Origin of the sequence: Actinoplanes sp. NPDC051859, assembly GCF_044452725.1 — a bacterium.
GTDB lineage: Bacteria > Actinomycetota > Actinomycetes > Mycobacteriales > Micromonosporaceae > Actinoplanes.
The window spans coordinates 347,656-364,605 of sequence record NZ_JBITBX010000005.1; the positions used below are offsets into that span (position 1 = coordinate 347,656).

Genomic DNA, 16,950 nt, shown 5'->3' on the forward strand with positions numbered 1-16,950 from the left:
ATCGCGTGACCAGCGACGAGCCCCGGACAAAGGTGCAGCGTAAAGCCGACGTGTTGGCGAAACTGAACGCCCGGGTCGTGGATGCCTGGGTGGCGACGGCGTCGGACGGGCGACCCCATCTGGTGCCGCTGACCCTCGCGTGGCACGACGACCGGATCGTGCTGGCAACCGACCGCAACGCGCCGACAGCGCGTGCGCTCGAGGCGCAGGGCACCGCCCGCCTGGCGCTGGGCCACACCCGCGACGTCGTGCTGATCGACGCGGTGCGGGAGCAGACCGTGCCGGTCGCGGAAGCGCAGGAGCTGGGCGCGGTCTACGCGGCGCAGAACGACTGGGACCCGCGGACCGCAGGGCCGGACTATGTCTTCCTCGTGCTCCGCCCGGACCGCATCCAAGCCTGGCGCGAGGTGAACGAGCTGCCGGGCCGCACACTCATGCGTTCCGGCACCTGGGTGATCTAGCCGGCGCGTCGCGCTCCACCTGCTCGACCGGGGTGATCTGCTGGTAGCCGCACTGATGGACGTGCCACGCGGACAACCGAGGGGGGTCGTTGGCGACCAGCGTGTACGACGCCGCGGGCGGTGCGGCAGGGCTGCAGCGGCTCGCCGCCGCCTGGCACGCCCGGGTGCTCGTCGACGAGGAAGTAAGCCACGCCTTCCGGCACGGCTTCCATCCGCAGCACACCGAGCGACTGGCGGCGTACTGGGCTGAGGCGCTCGGCGGACCGGCCGCCTTCACCGGCCGGTACGGCGACGAGTCCTCGGTCGTCCGCATGCACAGCGGCAACGGCCCGCACGACGACATGGACCGGCGGGCGCTCGCCTGCTTCGATGCGGCGCTGGTGGATGCGGGGCTTACCGTCGAACCGCTCCGCCAGGTCCTGCACGACTACTTCGCCTGGGCCACCGAGGCACTGAATCACCGCTACGACGCGGTGGCCGACGTGCCTGCGGGCCTGACTGTGCCGCGCTGGTCCTGGGACGGGCTGCAGCCGGACTAGCCGTACGTGGGGTGCTGCGGCCAACCGGCGGGGGAGTCCTCCCAATCCTCCTGGCGGCCGTACACGCTGAGGTCGCGGATGTTGTGCGAGAACAGCAACCGGTCGACGCCCCGCGCGGTGGTGCTGTACGTCCGGTACACCTCGCTGCCGTCCCGCAGGAACATGCTGAGCAGGAAGCCGCCGTCCGCACCACAGTCCGCGGCAAACGTCGTGTCCCGCGACGACACGAACGGGACCGTCCAACCGCGCTCGGCCTGGTACGCCTCGATCTGGCGCAGCGGCATGTCAGAGACGGTGGCCCAGCTGATGCCGTGCTCGGCCAACATCGCCAGGGCAGCGGGCGGCACGTTGTCGGTGAACGCCGTGCAGCCGGGGCAGAAGTGGTCGGGCCCGTTGTCCATGAACTGGTACACGGCGAGTTGGTCGCGACCCTCGAACAGGTCGATGAGCGACCGTGGGCCGGCCGGCGCGTCGAAGGTGTACGTGGTGGCGAACCGGACCATCGGCAGGCGCCGTCGTCGCGCGGCGAGCGCGTCCAAGCTCCGGGTTGCTTCCTTCTCCGCCTTGAGCAGCTCCGCCCGGGCGGCTTCCCACTCCGCCGGGCTCACTACGACTGGTTTCTCCATAGCATCGAGGGTGCCCCCGGAGGCCGCGCGGAAACCGGTGAACTACCAGCCGGTGGGCGGGGCCTCCAGGTGGACCGCCTTGGTCACCGTCAGCTCGTCGAGCAGCTCGGGGCCGTACCCGAAGCCTTGTCCGCTGCCGCGACGCGGGTGGGCGGCACCGGCCGGGGCACCGCCGAAGACCGCGTTGATCTTCACGGTGCCGACCGGCAGGTCGCGCCAGGCGCGCTGGGCGTGGCTCATCGACGGAGTCAGGACGGTCGCGGCGAGCCCGTACGCCGAATCCGTGGCCCGGGCCAGAGCCTCGTCGAACGACGCCACCGGCACCACCGGCGCCACCGGACCGAACGTCTCCTCGCGCACGACGGCCATCTCGTCCCGGCAGTCGGCGAGCACGGTGGGCGGATAGTACGCGCCTGGCCCGTCCGGAACCGTGCCGCCGGTGAGCACCCGGGCGCCCGCGGCCACGGCCGCCCTGACCTGGTCGTGCACCGCCTCACGAAGTCGGGTGTCGACGAGGGGGCCGAGGTCGGTGGCCCACCGCGCGGCCTCCTTGCACAGTGCCGCCAGGAACGGCTCCACCACCCGGCGGTGCACGTAGATCCGTTCGACCGCCACGCAGATCTGGCCGGAGTTGGCGAAAGCGCCCAGCGCCGCCTGCTCGGCCGCCCACACCGGATCCACCCCGTCGTCCACGATGAACGGATCGCTGCCGCCGTTCTCCAGCAGGGCCTTTGCTCCCGTACGCGCACACGCCGCAGCGACGGCCCGACCGGTCGCCGAGGAGCCGATATGCGCCACGACGGCCACGTTCTCGGCGCAGAGTGCGGCGCCGACGGTGCCGTCCCCGCTGAGGAGGGACAGCACTGCGGTGGGGAAGTGCGGTGCGAGGATCTGCACGAGGCGTTGGCTGGTCGCCGGGGTGCGCTCGCTCGGCTTGGCGATCACGGTGTTGCCGGTGACCAGGGCCGCGCCGAGCACACCACAGGAGATCGCTACCGGATCGTTCCACGGGGTGATCGCGGCGACGACACCCCGTGGGCCGTACGCCATCAGGTCGATCGCGTCGTGCTGTCCGGCCAGGGCACGCCCCCGGTGAGCGGGGCCGAGTTCGGCGTACTGCCGCAGGGTGGCGACTCCGGCATCGACCGAATCCCGTGCACCGGCCACCGGCTTGCCCATTTCCGAGTGCATGAGGTGAGCCAGTTCGTCGGCTGCCGTCTCGACCGCGTCGGCCGCAGCATGCAGCGCCGCGGCCCGGTTCGTCGGAGCCGTCCGTGCCCACCCGGGACCGGCCGCGCGAGCAGCCCGTACAGCGTCGGACACGTCGGTTGGTGCGGCGATCCGTACGGCGCTGACCGGCTCGCCGTTCGCCGGATTCCGGACCGTGTGGATCTGTGTCCCGCTGCCGTTACACGCGCGGCCGTCGATGAAGTGTGTGACGTCGTACATGGCGCGCCGGATGCCCGCGACCGGCCGGATCTAACCTCGTCGTGCATCTATTTGTGCAGGTCGGGGACCCAAAGAGTGAATCTTGGAAGAAGTCGGTGCTCGGGCGAGTAAGTGGATCTTCTCCGGGTACCCGGCGCGCCATGCGAGCCCTGGGAAACACCTCGATCTGCCGGGATCCCGCCACCCTGCAACGGTTGCCCGAGCGCAGAACCCGGCCGGTAGAGCTTGATCGGTGAGGGCCCTGCATGATGCCGTCCTCTTTGACCGGGACGGCACGCTGGTGGTCGACGTCCCCTACAACGGGGACCCGGCACTGGTGCGGCCCATGCCCGGCGCGCGAGCCGCACTGGATCGGCTGCGGTCCGCCGGACTGCGGCTCGGCGTCGTCACCAACCAGTCCGGGCTGGCCCGGGGCCGGTTCACCCGGGCGCAACTTGAGGCGGTGCACTCCCGCGTCGAAGAGCTCCTCGGACCGTTCCACGTCTGGCGGATCTGCCCGCACGACGACGCAGCCGGCTGCCGCTGCCGCAAACCCGCGCCGGGGCTGATCGAGGACGCCGCGGCGGCCCTCGGCACGGTTCCGCAGCGGTGCATCGTCGTCGGCGACATCGGCCGGGACATGGTCGCCGCCGGGGCTGCGGGCGCCGCCGGGATCCTCATACCCACGCCGGTGACGCTGCCGCCCGAGATCGCCGCCGCCCCCGCCGTGGTCGCGGACCTCCCCGCCGCCGCCGAGCTGATCCTCGAACGGCAGCGCCTGGTGACACCGTGCAGCGTGCGCGAACGCGCCGGAACGGTGCTGGTGGTCCGCGCCGACTCGGCGGGTGACGTGCTGGTGACCGGTCCGGGCATTCGTGCGGTCGCCGCCAGTGCAGAGCGCGTGGTCCTCCTCTGTGGGCCACGCGGTCGCGCCGCGGCCGAGTTGCTGCCCGGCGTTGCCGAGATCGTCGAGGCTCGGCTGCCCTGGATCGACCCCCGACCGGCACCCGTGGACGCCGCGTACGTCCGGGAGCTCACCGCCCAACTCGCCGGGATCGGCGCGGACGAGGCCATCATCTTCACCTCATACCATCAGTCGGCGCTGCCGCTGGCGTTGCTGCTTCGCGCCGTGGGGATCGGTCGGATCACGGCGATCAGCGAGGACTACCCCGGGTCGCTGCTGGACGTGCGGCACCGCGTACCCGTGGGTCTGCCGGAAGCGGAACGGGCCCGCTCGGTTGCTGCCGCCGCGGGTTTCGCGCTGCCGGACACCGACGACGGTGGGATGCGCATCGTGCCCGGCCCGGTCCGCGACCGTGGGGACTACATCGTCGTGCACCCCGGCGCCTCGGTCGCCGCGCGGTCCTGCCCGCCGGAGACGATGCGGGCGGTCGTCGCCGCCCTCGCCGCCGCCGGCCACCGCGTCGTCGTGACCGGCGGCCCCGAGGAACGGGACCTGGCCGCCTTCGTCGCCGCCCAGGTGGCCGCCGACGCGGGACTGCTCAGCTTGCCCGCCCTTGCTGACCTGCTCGCGGGCGCAGCCTGCGTCATCGTGGGGAACACCGGACCCGCCCACCTCGCCGCTGCCGTCGGCACCCCCGTGGTCAGCCTCTTCGCACCCACCGTCCCCTTCGGGCAGTGGGGGCCCTACCGAGTGCCGCACGTGCGTCTTGGTGACGCCGAAGCCCCGTGCCGAGACACCCGGGACACCCGCTGCGCCGTGCCCGGCCACCCCTGCCTCACGACGATCCGTCCCGCCGAGGTGCTCGCTGCCCTGCGGCTGCTCGGCGTACGGGCGCCCGAACAGCGAAGAGAAGAGGTAGCCGCGTGAACATTCTGCTCTGGCACGTGCACGGCTCCTGGGCGACGTCGTTCGTTCAGGGCAAGCACCGGTACCTGGTGCCGGTCAATGCCGGGCGCGACGAGTGGGGGCGCGGCCGGGCCCGCACGTTCGACTGGCCGGACACCGTCGAGGAGATCGACGTGGGCGCCCTGCGGTCCGACGACATCGACATCGTCGTCCTCCAACGTCCCGCTGAGCTCGACCGGGTGGCGCACCTGCGCGTACCGAAAATCTACGTCGAACACAACACCCCGCGGGGCGACGTCCCGAACACCCGGCACCCGCTGGCCGACCGCGACGACCTCGTCATCGCCCACGTGACCCACTTCAATGAGCTGTTCTGGGACACCGGTGCCACCCGGACCACCGTCATCGAACACGGCATCGTCGAACCCGCCGCCCGCTGGACGGGCGAGCTCGACCGACTCTGCGTGGTCACCAACGAACCGGTCCGCCGGCACCGGGTCACCGGCACCGATCTCCTGCCGCGGTTCGCGGCGGTCGCCCCGCTCGACGTGTACGGCATGGGCGTCGCTGAACTGCGGATCGCCGGTGTCACCGGCTACGACGATCCGCCGCAGGCACAAATGCATGCGGCAATCGCCCAGCGGCGGGCCTATCTGCACCTGTGCCGGTGGACGTCGCTGGGCCTCAGCCTGATCGAGGCCATGCAGCTGGGCATGCCGGTTCTGGCGTTGGCAACCACCGAGGCCGTCGCCGCCATACCGGACGATGCCGGCGTGCTCGCTACCCGGGTGGACACCCTGGTCGAGGCGGCGCGGTGGCTGATCGACGAGCCGGCGGCGGCCCGGCGGCTGGGCGAGCGCGCCCGGCAGGTCGCCCTGACCCGCTACGGCCTCGACCGCTTCCTCGCGGACTGGGATCGACTCCTGGAAGAGGAAACATGCGGATAGCGATGATCTCCGAGCATGCCAGTCCCCTGTCGGCACTCGGTGGCGTCGACGCGGGCGGTCAGAACGCGCACGTCGCGGCGTTGGCCGCCGCACTCGCCGAGCTGGGACACCAGGTCCGGGTCTACACCCGCAGAGACGACGCCGCGGCGCCGCCCGTAGTCGCCGCGCACGGCTTCGAAGTGGTGCAGGTGGCTGCGGGACCCGCCACGACCCTGGGTAAGGACGAACTGCTGCCGTACATGGGTGCCTTTGCACAGTGGACCGCCGCCGACTGGCGGGAGCACTGGCAGCCCGACGTGGTGCACGCCCACTTCTGGATGAGCGGGCTCGCCGCGGTCACCGCCGCCCGTGCCTGCGACGTGCCGGTCGTGCTCACCTACCATGCGCTCGGCTCGGTCAAGCGCCGCCACCAGGGTGCCGCCGACACCAGTCCCGCGCAGCGGATCGCGTACGAGCGCGAGCTCGGCCGGGTCGTCGACCGGGTCGTGGTGCAGTGCCAGGACGAGGTGGCGGAGCTGCTGCTCCTGGGCGTGCCCCGCAGCCGGATGACGCTCGTGCCCTCCGGCGTCGACATCGTCCGGTTCCGCGCCGACGGGCCCGCCGAACCGCGCGGGAACCACCGGTCACGGGTCCTCACCGTCGGCCGCCTGGTCGAGCGCAAGGGCTACGAGGACCTGATCCGAGCGCTGCCGGCGGTGCCGGACACCGAGCTGGTGGTGGTCGGCGGCCCACCGGCCGAGCGGCTCCACGCCGACCCGTACGCCCAGCGCCTGCGTGCCCTGGCCGAGCAGCACCGGGTGGCCGAACGGGTGCACCTGTGTGGCGCGGTCGCCGCCGCAGAGATGCCGCGCTGGTACCGGTCGGCGGACGTGCTCGCCGCAACCCCCTGGTACGAGCCGTTCGGGCTCACACCGCTGGAGGCGATGGCGTGCGGCGTACCCGTCGTGGCGACCGCCGTCGGGGGCCTCACCGACACGGTCGTCGACGGCATCACCGGCGACCTTGTCGCGCCTCGCGACCCGCGCGGGCTGGGCATCGCCCTGCGCCGCATGCTCGGCGACGACCTGCGCCGGGTGGCGTACGGCGCAGCCGCGGCGGACCGGGCCGTGCACTCCTATTCGTGGCAGCGCATCGCCACTCTGCTCGTCGCCGTCTACACGAGCGTCGCCGACCGGCGCCCGACCAGCCCGAAGTTTCCTCGAGAGGTGGTTGTGTGATGGATCCGTTGGACACCCACGTGCGCGGCATGGCGGCGGCGCTGGGACCGTTCCGAGTCGCCGCGTCCGGGCTGCTCGCGCGCTGGGGCGCCGCGCTGGCGGACCATCTGGGCACCGGCGGCCGGTTGCTGATCGCCGGCAACGGCGGCAGCGCGGCCGAGGCCCAGCACCTGGCCGCCGAACTGGTGGGCCGGCTGCGCGACGAACGGGTGCCGTTGTCCGCCATCGCGCTCACGCCGGACTCGTCGACGGTGACGGCGATCAGCAACGACTACGGCTACGACGAGGTGTTCGCCCGGCAGGTCCGGGCGCACGGCCGGGTGGGGGACATCCTCCTGCTGATGTCGACGAGCGGGCGCAGTCCAAACCTGCTTCGGGCCGCGCACGTCGCCCGGGAGGTGGGGGTGCGGTCGTGGGCACTGGTCGGCCCTGGTCGAAACCCACTCGCTGACGCCTGTGACGAGGCGCTGTGCTGCCCGTCCGCGGACGCGCAGCTGGTGCAGGAACTGCAGCTGATCTCGGTGCATGTGCTGTGCGAGTACCTGGATCGGGCGTTGCCGGCCGTGCTGGGAAAAGCCGGGGTGGACCGTCGGGAGGCGGTGTTGGTGTCGTGAGCCGCCCGCTGCTCGTCGTGGTCGGCGACACGCTGCTCGACCGCGACGTCGACGGCACGGTTCGTCGGGTGGCTCCGGACGCCCCGGCCCCGGTGTTGGAGGAGCGGTCGGTCACCGACCGTCCCGGCGGTGCCGGCCTATCCGCGCTGCTCGCCGCCGGGGGTGACCACGACGTCGCCCTGATCACTGCCCTCGCCGACGACTCCGCCGCGGTGCGGCTGAGCGAGTTGCTGACGGCTGCGGGCATCGCCGTCTACGCGCTGCCGTTGCCGGGCGGCACACCGGAGAAGATTCGCCTGCGCGCCGGAACTCAGGTCCTCGTACGCCTCGACCGCGGTGGCGAGCCGGAACCGCCGGGAGCCGTGCCGCAGGCCGCGCTCGACGTGTTGCGCGCGGCTGCGGCTGTCCTGGTCAGCGACTACGGCCGCGGTGTCACCCAGCAGCGGGACCTCCGTCAGGCGCTGGCGGCAACGAAGGCACCGATCGTGTGGGATCCGCACCCGTTCGGGGCAGCTCCAGTGCCCGGCGCACGCCTGATCACCCCGAACGAGGTCGAGCTTCGGGCCTGGAGCGGCGATGCGGGCGGCGGCTCTGTGTTGGTCACCGCGCAGCGTGCCGGGCAGTTGCTGCGGCAGCGCTGGCGGGCCGGGGCGGTGGCCGTCACCATCGGCAGTGCAGGAGCAGTGCTGTGTCATCAAGGTCCGACTCCGCTGGTGGTGCCCGCTCCCCTGGAAGCGGCGGGCGACACGTGCGGCGCCGGCGACCGGTTCGCCGTCGCTGCCGCGCTTGCGCTGGCTCGGGGCGCTCTGGTCTCCGAGGCAGTCCAGGAGGCGGTCGCCGCCGCCACCGCGTACGTGGCCGCCGGTGGGGTGGCCGCCGCCCTGGCCCCCGACCGCGCGGCGCAACCGCCTCAGCGGATCGGCGCTGCCGCGGCGGGCCAGCTGGCCGCCGAGACGCGGGCGCTCGGCGGCACCGTCGTAGCGACCGGCGGCTGTTTCGATCTGCTCCACATCGGACACCTGGCTACCCTGCAGGCCGCCCGGAAGCTCGGTGACTGCCTGATCGTCTGCCTCAATTCGGACCGCAGCGTCGCCGCGCTGAAGGGGCCGGAGCGGCCATTGACCGCCCAGGCCGACCGGGCCCGGCTGCTCGCCGCGCTGGACTGCGTCGACGCCGTGGTGATCTTCGACGAGCCGACCCCGGAGGCGGTGCTGGCCGGGCTGCGCCCGGACGTGTGGGTCAAGGGCGGTGACTACGCAGACGGCGGGCCGGACCTGCCCGAGGCCGCCCTGCTGCAGCACTGGGGCGGTCAGGCCGTGATCGTTCCCTATCTCGACGGCCGTTCCACCACCGGAACCATCGCCGCGGCGCGTGCCGCCACCAGGAGGTAATCATGGACGCAGTCATCGTGACCGGCGGATCGAGCGGCCTCGGCGCCGCGGTCGCCGCCGCCGTCGCCCAGGCCGGGGGCCGACCCTTCGTCATCGACCGACAGCCGCCCGCGGCGGGGGTGGAGTGGATCGCATGCGATCTCGCGGACACCCGTGCCGCGGAGGCGGCCACCCGGGACCTCATCGCCCGTGCTGGCGGGAGGATCGACGGGGTGGTGACCGCCGCGGGGATGGACGTGCCCGGTGCGCTCGCCGACGTCCCGGGGGAGGTGTGGGACCGGATCGTGACCATCGACCTGCTCGCCACGGCCGCGGTGATCCGGGCCGCCGTCCCCGCGCTCAAAGAGTCGCATGGCGCGGTGGTGACCATCGCCTCCACGCTGGGCGTCAAGGCGGTCAGCGACGCGACGGCGTACTGCGCCGCGAAGTTCGGGGTCGTGGGGTTCACCCGGGCCCTCGCCGCCGAACTGGCCGGGCAGGTCAACGTCACCCTGGTGGTCCCCGGTGGCATGCACACGAAGTTCTTCGACGACCGCGACGAGCGGTACAAACCGGGGCCGGACGCGGTCCTCAACGACCCGGCGCACGTCGCGAACGCCATCATGTTCGCGCTCGGTCAGCCCGCCGGATGTGCCGTTCGGGAACTCGTGATCGCCGCCGAGCAGGAGAGCTCGTACCCGTGATCCTGCTGTTGCGGGCGCTCGGCGTCGGCGACCTCGCCGCGGCTGTCCCGACGCTGCGGGCGGTGCGGGCTGCGTTCCCGGCCCGCACCCTGGCGCTAGCCGCGCCGAGCTGGCTCCACCCGCTGATCGCGCTGGTCGGCGGCATTGATCGGGTCGTCCCGCTCGCCGGGCTCGACGTGCCGCTGCCCACGCTGCCGCCGCTTGAGCTGGCGGTCAACCTGCACGGCCGTGGCCCGCAGTCGCACCGGCTGTTGCAGGCCGCCGGTCCAGCGCGTCTGTGGGGGTTTGCCGCTCCCGCGGCGGGGCATCTGGACGGTCCGCCCTGGGCCGAGGAGGAACACGAGGTGCAACGCTGGTGCCGGATGCTGCGCCACTACGGCGTCGCTGCCGATCCGTCCGATCTCGCGCTGATCGACCCCGGCGCCGCCGTGCGTGGCGTCACGTTGGTGCACCCCGGCGCCAAATCGCCAGCCCGGCGCTGGCCCCCCGACCGGTACGCCGCCGTCGCGAAAGGCCTGGCCGCAGCCGGGCACCGCGTGCTCGTCACCGGCTCGGCCACCGAACGGGCACTCACCACCGACGTGGCCGCCCGCGCCGGACTTGCCCCGTCCGCCGCGGTCCGCACCGGGCTGGGTGAGCTGGCCGGACTGGTGGCCCACGCCCGGCTGGTGGTGAGCGGCGACACCGGCATCGCGCACCTGGCTACCGCCTACCGGACGCCGTCCGTGGTGCTCTTCGGCCCGGTGCCGCCGCGCCGGTGGGGTCCGCCGCCGGAGCGTCCGTACCATCGGGCGATCTGGCATGGCACCCGGGCGGAGCGCGGCGACCTGCCCGGACCCGACGTCCACCCGGCGCTGGCGGCCATCGACGTCGACGAGGTGCTTGCCGCGGTTCGCGAGGTGCACCGCTATGCGGTTACGGCGTAGCGACCTCGGCAGGCCCGGTTTCTCCCGCCGGCGCCACGGCACGGGTTTCCGCTATCTGGACGCCGCGGCCAAGACGCTGACGGACAAGCAGGCCGTGGCCCGGATCAAGGCGCTCGTCATCCCGCCGGCCTGGACCGACGTGTGGATCAGCACCGATGAGCGCGGCCACATCCAGGCCACCGGGGTGGATGCTGCCGGGCGTAAGCAGTACATCTATCACCCGCAGTGGCGCACCGCCCGCGACGAGAAAAAGTTCGACCATGCCCTCGACATCGCCGAACGGCTGCCCGAGATCCGGTCCCGGCTCTGCACCGACCTCAGCGGCCGCGGCCTCACCCGGGACCGGGTGCTGGCGGCGATCACCCGGCTGCTCGACATGGGCATGTTCCGGGTCGGCAGCGATCAGTACGCCCGACGCGACGACGACCCCTCCTACGGCCTGTCCACCCTGCGCCCGGACCACGTCCGCACCCGCGGCGGCTGTGTCGTGCTCGAGTTCACCGGCAAGTCGGGCGTCGAGCACACCACCGGAGTCGACGACGGCGAGGTCTGCCAGGTGCTGCGCGACCTGAAACGGCGACGCAAGGACGCCGACCGGCTCTTCGCGTACTGGGATCCGTCGGCGCGCACCTGGCGGGAGATCCGCGCCGACGACGTCAACGACTACCTGCGCGAGGTCAGCGGCGAGGAGATGACGGCAAAGGTGTTCCGGACCTGGCACGGCACTGTCAAAGCCGCCGGCGTGCTCGCCGAGGCGGGACCGCAGGAGACGAAGACGGCCCGCAAACGCGCGGTGTCCCACGCGATGAAGGAGGTCGCCGGCCTGCTCGGCAACACCCCGGCCGTGGCCCGCAGCTCGTACGTGGACCCGCGCGTCGTCGAGGCGTACGAGCAGGGCCGCACCGTGGACGAGCCGACCGAGGCCGCCGTCCTCGACCTGCTCACCGACTGACCGGCAGGATGGCGGGGTGAGCGATTCCTCAGTGACCACCGGCAAGTTGTTGCTCGTCGAGTACGAGCGGCTCAAGGACGAGCAGAAGACCCGGATCGGCTTCCGCGACAATCTGATCTATGCGACGTTGGCCTCGATGGCGGGCGTCGTGGCGGCAACGCTCGCACCGCGGGGGAACACCGGCGTGCTTCTGCTGCTGCCGCCGGTGTGCGTGGTGCTCGGCTGGACATACCTGGTCAACGACGAGAAGGTGTCCGCGCTCGGCCGGTACATGCGGCTGACCCTGGCGCCGAAGCTCGCGGAGCTGGCCGGTGCGTCGGAGGACGACGCGGCGGGGATCTTCGGCTGGGAGACCGCGCACCGCTCGGACCCGGACCGCCGGCTGCGCAAGGTTTCCCAGCTCATCGTTGACCTTGGCACCTTCTGCCTGCCCGCGGTGAGCGCGCTGGTGGTGTTCTGGGTACTCGGCCCGGCGCGGGGCGACCTGCTAGCCGTCTCGGTGGCGGAACTGCTGCTCGTGCTCGCGTTGGGTGCGCACATCATCCGGTACGCCGATCTGGGGGTCGGGCGCTGACTGCGCCGCATGGTCAGCCAGCAGCGGGGCGGCGCCGGCGACCTCGATGAGCCAGCGAATGTGCGGCTGGGGCTCGTGCAGGGTGACCATGATGCCCCGGTCCGCGCCCTGCCGGTGCACCTGTCGGAGCACCCGCAGGCCGTAGACATCGACGAAGCCGACCTGGGCCAGCCACACCTGGAGGCGGCCCACCCCGCAGTCCAGCGCGGCGCCGAGCAGCTCCGCCAGGGGCGGCCCGCTGGCGACGTCGATCTCGCCGGTGAGGGTGACGACAACCTGATCGTCGTCGGAGGACACCGCCGCGCGCAGTCGGCCTCCGCCGTCGATGACGTGGGTCATGCGGCCGGTCCCGGTCGGCTGGCCGGGGTCGCCGATGAGCGGATCGGGGGACTGTCCACCATGAGAAACGGTCTGTTCACGACAAACACTCCCGGATAGACAGCTCCGGGTCAATCCTTCTCCCTTCCGGCCGGATCCACCAGGGTTGTGGCCCGGTTGTCACACATCCGGACCGATTCTGTGCGGGTCAACTGTCCGCGGCGCAGCTCGTACATGTCATCCACCCGGTCCAACCCCTCCGTGCGGTGGGTGAACAGCAGCACCGTGCAGGGCCCGGCGGCGGCGAGGAGATCGGCCATCAGCGCCGCCGCTCCCGCCTCGTCCAAACCTTCGGTCGGCTCGTCGAGGAGCAGAAGATCCGGGTGGGCGAGCAGCGCGCGGGCGGTCGCCAGCCGTCGCCGCTGTCCGCCCGAGATCGTGCTCCCGCCGGTGCCCAGCCACGTGTCCAACCCGGCGGGCAGCCCCGACAGCCACGGATGCAGACCCACCCGGGTCAAGGCAGCGATCAGGTCCCGGTCCGTCGCGGCAGGATCGGCAAGACGCAGATTCTCCCGTACGGTCGACGCGAACACGTGATCGGTCTCGTCGCTGACCAGCACCGTGCGCGCCGGGCGCCGGACTGTCCCGCCACGCGGGTCGAGCAGCCCGGCCAGGACCGCGGCCAGGGTGGACTTGCCGCCGCCGGAGGGGCCGAGCACCGCCACCCGGGCGCCTGGCGGCAGTTCCATGTCGATACCGCGCAGCGCCGGCTCCCGCTGCGGCTCCCAGCCCGCGACGAGATTCCGCACGCTCACGCCGGCCGAGGGCGCGGGCAGGTGCGTCGCCGGTGCCGCCTGAGTCTGGATCTCGGCCAGCCGGTCCCGCGCCACGGCCGCCCGGCGTCGGGCGATCGACGCGTCGGTGAGGACGGCCACCGGCTCGCCGAGGACGACGACGCCGAGGAGCAGGACGGCCGTCCACTCCGGTGCGAGGGTGGCATCGTGCAGCACGACGGCCGTACCCACGACGGCCAGCCCCCAGCCCAGCAGGCTCAGTGCTGCGGCGGCCCCGGCCCCGGTTGCCGCTCGCGCTTCCAACCGGGCCAGGGTGCGGCTGCGTCGCTCGGGTACGCCCAGAGCGTCCGCCCCAAGCCCGGCCAACTCCTCGATGCCGTCGATGGTTTCCACGACGGCGTCCCGCAGCTCCGCCCGGGCCCGGCCCGTCGCCGCTTCCACCCGCTCGGACAGCCACCCGGCGAGCAGGGGAGCGGCACCTGCCGAGATCAGGAGTCCGGCCCCCAGGGGTAGCGCCAGCGCAGGCACGACAGCGACCGCTGCCGCCGTTCCCACGCCCAGAGCGATCACTGCGCTCAGGGCGGGTAGCCTGCCCCGCAGCAACCCGTCGACCCGCGCGTCGACGTCGGCGCCGATCCGGGTCAGGAGGTCGCCCCGGCGCCGGGTCCGCGGCCCGGGCACCCGCGGGACGAGGTCGGCGTAGACCCGCGACCGCCACCGCCCGAGCTGCGCGAACGCCACGTGGTGCGCGACGAGGCGTTCCAGGTATCGCAGCAGGGGTCGGGCAACCGCCGAGCCGCGGACCAGCACCACCGCGGTGGACAAGGTCAGCACCGGGGGCTGGGACGCGGCCCGTACCAGTAACCATGCCGCTGCCGCGGTCAGGACCAACCCGGCGAACCACGCCGCCGCCCCGAGCCCGACCGCCGTCTCCACCCGCCCGGCCGCCCGAGACGCGCTGCTCCTTCGCCAGCCACCTATCTTCCTAGGACGGCGTACGCAGAGCGGCTCTGACCACATCTGATCCGTCGACCGGCAGTTGGCGGAAACTCCTGGAGCGTCCCGGCTCATCGCCGGGTCCGGACCTGCAATGCCGGCGTCCGGCATGCCGCCCGGAGCTGGGTCCGGTGGGAGCACAGGCGCGAGACGGTCGGCGGCGGCCAGCAGGGCCGGGCGGTGTGCCACGACCAGGACCGCACACCCACGCGCCGCCGCCGCCCGGAGCTGCGCAATAACGTCTTGTTCCGCCGCGGCGTCCAGGTGGGCGGTGGGCTCGTCCAGCAGGAGCAGAGCCGGCCGCCGCTCTGCCGCGCGGAGCACTGCCGCCAGGGCAAGGCGTTGCCGCTGTCCGGCGGATACCCCGGACCCGTGTTCGCCGAGCACCGTTTCCGCAGTGATCTCCTCATCGAGCCCCACTGTCCGCAGCGCTGCCCGGATCTCGTCAGGTTCGGCGCGGGCAAACACGTCCGCGACCGTGCGGACGTGTGGCAACGCCGGTCGTTGGGGCAGGTAGAGCACGCCCGGTCCGCTGCGGACGACCCGTCCTTCGTCCGCCGGATGCAGCCCCGCCAAGACCCGCAGCAGTGTCGTCTTGCCGGCTCCGGACGGTCCGCTGACGGCGACGATCTCCCCGTCTCGGACCACGAGGGAATCCAGCGTGAGAGCGTCTACTGCCGACCCGGCGTAGCGCACCCGCAGCCGGGAAGCGACCACGCCGGGCCGCTCGCCGTCACCGGAAAACGCTGGGATGTACACGGCGTCGTCGCGGATGACCTCGTCCAGGTCCCCGATCACCGCGGACGCGTCAGCGCTCGCATGGAATCTTGCCGCCACCTCGCGCAGCGGCCGGTACGCCTCGGGCGCCAGCAGGATCACCAGGAGGGCGGTGCCCAGGTCCAGGTCTCCGGCGGCGACCCGGAGTCCGGCGCCGACCGCGATGAGCCCGACAGACAGGGTGCCGAGCAGGTCGAGTGCGGTGGAGGAGAGGAATGCGACGCGCAACACCCGTACGGTGGCGGTCCGGTGGTGGTCGGTGAGCTCGCGCACCGCGGAGATCTGCCGCTGCGCCCGCCCGAAGACCCGCAGGGTGGCGAGCCCGCGCACGACGTCGAGAAAGTGACCCGCCAAGCGGGTGTTCGCCGTCCAGGCCTGGCGGGCCCGGTGCTGCGTCGCCCAGCCGATGAGGGCGCCGAGCACGGGGACGAGCGGCAGCGTGACCAGGGTGACGATCGCCGAGGCGGGGTCGATGAGCGCCATCGCGATGACCACGAGGGGTGGCAGTGCCAGGGCGAGCACCAGGGCGGGCAGATATCCGGTGAACCAGGGCCGCAGCGCGTCGACGCCGTCGGTCAGCGCCGCGGTGAGGCGGCCGCTGCCGGCGGAGGCGACGCGGGCCGGACCTTGGCGCAGGGCCGCGTGCAGGGTGGTGCGGCGCAGTTCGTCGGTGACCCGGGCGGCGGTCCGTTGGGCGACGACTTGTTCGGCCCAGGTGAGTGCGGCCCGCACCAGGAACGCTGCGGCGAGCAACGCGAGTGCGTCGTGGCCGGTCAGGATGCGGGCCAGGGCAGCAGCGACGGCGACGGTCGCGGCGGCCTGTCCGGCGCCGAGCACCGCCAGGATCCCGATTCCGGTACGCCCGGAGCGCGCCTGTCGCAGCAGTCGGGGATCGATCGGCGCCCGGTTCACGAGGCCACCCGCTCGCTGGCGACCCGGCGGCGGAACACCCAGTAGGAGTAGGCCTGGTAGACCAGGACTCCGGGGAGGATCACGATGCCGGCGATGCTGATCAGCTGCAGCGTTTCGCCGGTGGCAGCGGCGCTGGTCATCGTGAGGGACCAGGTCGGGTCGAGCGTGCTGCGGAGCACGACGTCGCCGTGGGCGGTGAAGGTCGCGACGACGGCGGCAGCGACACCGGCGGCGGTGACGGTGAAGGCGACAAGCTCCCGTCCGTGCCGGGCGACGAGGGTGACGCCGAGGCAGAGGACGGCGGCGACGAGCACCGGACGGTAGCCGCCGAGAGTGCCGATGACGCCGAATCCGAGCGTTCCGGCCGCGGCCAGCCGCACGCTCGCCGTCCGGGCCCGGGCGTGGATCGGTCCGGTGGTGCGCAGGGCGAGGAAGGTGGCGCCGATGAGCAGGGCGGCGAAGAGTGCGGCGGCAGCGCCGGCGAGGGCGGGCAGTGTGGCGAGGGGTGCGAGGCTGCGCGCCGCGCCGGTGCCGGTGACCTCGCCGTCGGCGCCGAGGGCGAGGCCGTGCGTGAGGGCGCCGAGGACGGCACCGAACAGGGCCACGATCCCTGCTGAGCTGGCAGCCAGGGCCAGGTCGCAGCGGCGCCGCCAGCGCGGGCCATCGCCCTTGCCGCGGAATTCCAGGGCGACGCCGCGGACGGCGAGCAGTAGGAGCAGGGCGGCCATGGGGAGGTAGAGACCGGCGAGCAGGGCGGCGTACCAGTCGGGGAAAGCGGCGAAGGTGACGCCGATGGCGGCGACGAGCCACACCTCGTTGCCGTCCCAGAATGGCCCGACGGTGCGGACGACCGCGCCGCGCTCGTGGTCGTCGCGGCCGAGGACGGGGCTGAGGATGCCGACGCCGAAGTCGAAGCCTTCGAGGACGAAGAACAGCACCCAGCAGAGGACGACGAGCGAGAACCAGACGGTGATCATTCCGGCGT

Annotated in this window: 16 protein-coding genes; 11 read left to right on the forward strand and 5 right to left on the reverse strand. The window is 72.7% G+C overall.

Annotation, left to right across the window (positions count from 1 at the left end):
- The first annotated feature begins 5 nt into the window (after window positions 1-5).
- Together ACIA1L_RS15595 and ACIA1L_RS15600 are read left to right on the forward strand one after the other, a co-directional pair.
- Window positions 6-461 (forward strand): pyridoxamine 5'-phosphate oxidase family protein, encoded by a 456-nt coding sequence (locus ACIA1L_RS15595; protein WP_396073373.1) that lies wholly within the window; start codon window positions 6-8, stop codon window positions 459-461.
- An 89-nt stretch (window positions 462-550) separates the two neighbouring features.
- Window positions 551-1,000, forward strand: coding sequence for a group II truncated hemoglobin (locus ACIA1L_RS15600; RefSeq protein WP_396073374.1), 450 nt, complete (start codon window positions 551-553; stop codon window positions 998-1,000).
- Here the strand turns inward: ACIA1L_RS15600 and ACIA1L_RS15605 are convergent.
- Both ACIA1L_RS15605 and ACIA1L_RS15610 read right to left on the reverse strand, forming a co-directional pair.
- Window positions 997-1,626 (reverse strand): DUF899 family protein, encoded by a 630-nt coding sequence (locus ACIA1L_RS15605; protein ID WP_396073375.1) that lies wholly within the window; start codon window positions 1,624-1,626, stop codon window positions 997-999. The two genes, ACIA1L_RS15600 and ACIA1L_RS15605, sit on opposite strands and share 4 nt — an antisense overlap.
- A 42-nt stretch (window positions 1,627-1,668) precedes the next feature.
- Window positions 1,669-3,075, reverse strand: coding sequence for an aldehyde dehydrogenase family protein (locus tag ACIA1L_RS15610; protein ID WP_396073376.1), 1,407 nt, complete (start codon window positions 3,073-3,075; stop codon window positions 1,669-1,671).
- Between the two features lie 232 nt (window positions 3,076-3,307).
- Between ACIA1L_RS15610 and ACIA1L_RS15615 the strand changes: the two genes are divergently transcribed.
- Genes ACIA1L_RS15615 through ACIA1L_RS15655 form a run of 9 tightly spaced genes read left to right on the forward strand, consistent with a single transcriptional unit; the run spans window position 3,308 to window position 12,168 of the window.
- Complete coding sequence (locus ACIA1L_RS15615; protein WP_396073377.1) at window positions 3,308-4,885, forward strand: HAD-IIIA family hydrolase; 1,578 nt, start codon at window positions 3,308-3,310, stop codon at window positions 4,883-4,885.
- On the forward strand, window positions 4,882-5,811 hold the full coding sequence (locus ACIA1L_RS15620; RefSeq protein WP_396073378.1) for a glycosyltransferase: 930 nt from the start codon (window positions 4,882-4,884) through the stop codon (window positions 5,809-5,811). The genes ACIA1L_RS15615 and ACIA1L_RS15620 overlap by 4 nt, the downstream gene beginning before the upstream one ends.
- Entirely contained in the window at window positions 5,802-7,028 is a 1,227-nt protein-coding gene (locus tag ACIA1L_RS15625; RefSeq protein WP_396073379.1) for a glycosyltransferase, read from the forward strand. The genes ACIA1L_RS15620 and ACIA1L_RS15625 overlap by 10 nt, the downstream gene beginning before the upstream one ends.
- Window positions 7,028-7,642: an SIS domain-containing protein gene (locus ACIA1L_RS15630; protein WP_396073380.1), complete on the forward strand. Its 615-nt coding sequence runs from the start codon at window positions 7,028-7,030 to the stop codon at window positions 7,640-7,642. Before ACIA1L_RS15625 ends, ACIA1L_RS15630 begins: the two co-directional genes overlap by 1 nt.
- The gene (locus tag ACIA1L_RS15635) at window positions 7,639-9,033 is read left to right on the forward strand and encodes a PfkB family carbohydrate kinase (protein WP_396073381.1); all 1,395 of its coding nucleotides are present in this window, start codon (window positions 7,639-7,641) and stop codon (window positions 9,031-9,033) included. The genes ACIA1L_RS15630 and ACIA1L_RS15635 overlap by 4 nt, the downstream gene beginning before the upstream one ends.
- 2 nt (window positions 9,034-9,035) lie before the next feature.
- On the forward strand, window positions 9,036-9,716 hold the full coding sequence (locus ACIA1L_RS15640) for an SDR family oxidoreductase (protein ID WP_396073382.1): 681 nt from the start codon (window positions 9,036-9,038) through the stop codon (window positions 9,714-9,716).
- Window positions 9,713-10,642, forward strand: coding sequence for a glycosyltransferase family 9 protein (locus ACIA1L_RS15645; protein WP_396073383.1), 930 nt, complete (start codon window positions 9,713-9,715; stop codon window positions 10,640-10,642). Before ACIA1L_RS15640 ends, ACIA1L_RS15645 begins: the two co-directional genes overlap by 4 nt.
- Complete coding sequence (locus tag ACIA1L_RS15650; RefSeq protein ID WP_396073384.1) at window positions 10,626-11,594, forward strand: DNA topoisomerase IB; 969 nt, start codon at window positions 10,626-10,628, stop codon at window positions 11,592-11,594. The genes ACIA1L_RS15645 and ACIA1L_RS15650 overlap by 17 nt, the downstream gene beginning before the upstream one ends.
- A 16-nt stretch (window positions 11,595-11,610) precedes the next feature.
- A complete protein-coding gene (locus ACIA1L_RS15655; protein WP_396073385.1) occupies window positions 11,611-12,168 on the forward strand; it encodes a hypothetical protein in 558 nt (185 codons plus the stop codon).
- On the opposite strand, the gene ACIA1L_RS15660 is transcribed toward ACIA1L_RS15655, so the two are convergent.
- The 3 genes from ACIA1L_RS15660 to cydB form a co-directional block, all read right to left on the reverse strand.
- Complete coding sequence (locus ACIA1L_RS15660) at window positions 12,082-12,507, reverse strand: STAS domain-containing protein (RefSeq protein WP_396073386.1); 426 nt, start codon at window positions 12,505-12,507, stop codon at window positions 12,082-12,084. The genes ACIA1L_RS15655 and ACIA1L_RS15660 overlap by 87 nt on opposite strands.
- 110 nt (window positions 12,508-12,617) lie before the next feature.
- Entirely contained in the window at window positions 12,618-15,965 is a 3,348-nt protein-coding gene (gene cydC, locus ACIA1L_RS15665; protein ID WP_396073387.1) for a thiol reductant ABC exporter subunit CydC, read from the reverse strand.
- A complete protein-coding gene (cydB, locus tag ACIA1L_RS15670) occupies window positions 15,962-16,942 on the reverse strand; it encodes a cytochrome d ubiquinol oxidase subunit II (protein WP_396073388.1) in 981 nt (326 codons plus the stop codon). The genes cydC and cydB overlap by 4 nt, the downstream gene beginning before the upstream one ends.
- Window positions 16,943-16,950 lie beyond the last annotated feature (8 nt).

Excerpts from the sequence above, each read along its gene's own strand:
- ACIA1L_RS15605 (WP_396073375.1), bottom strand. The coding sequence starts at position 1,626 with ATGGAGAAACCAGTCGTAGTGAGCCCGGCGGAGTGGGAAGCCGCCCGG.
- ACIA1L_RS15610 (WP_396073376.1), bottom strand. The coding sequence starts at position 3,075 with ATGTACGACGTCACACACTTCATCGACGGCCGCGCGTGTAACGGCAGC.
- ACIA1L_RS15625 (WP_396073379.1), top strand. The coding sequence starts at position 5,802 with ATGCGGATAGCGATGATCTCCGAGCATGCCAGTCCCCTGTCGGCACTC.
- ACIA1L_RS15630 (WP_396073380.1), top strand. The coding sequence starts at position 7,028 with ATGGATCCGTTGGACACCCACGTGCGCGGCATGGCGGCGGCGCTGGGA.
- ACIA1L_RS15640 (WP_396073382.1), top strand. The coding sequence starts at position 9,036 with ATGGACGCAGTCATCGTGACCGGCGGATCGAGCGGCCTCGGCGCCGCG.
- ACIA1L_RS15650 (WP_396073384.1), top strand. The coding sequence starts at position 10,626 with ATGCGGTTACGGCGTAGCGACCTCGGCAGGCCCGGTTTCTCCCGCCGG.
- ACIA1L_RS15660 (WP_396073386.1), bottom strand. The coding sequence starts at position 12,507 with ATGACCCACGTCATCGACGGCGGAGGCCGACTGCGCGCGGCGGTGTCC.
- cydB (WP_396073388.1), bottom strand. The coding sequence starts at position 16,942 with ATGATCACCGTCTGGTTCTCGCTCGTCGTCCTCTGCTGGGTGCTGTTC.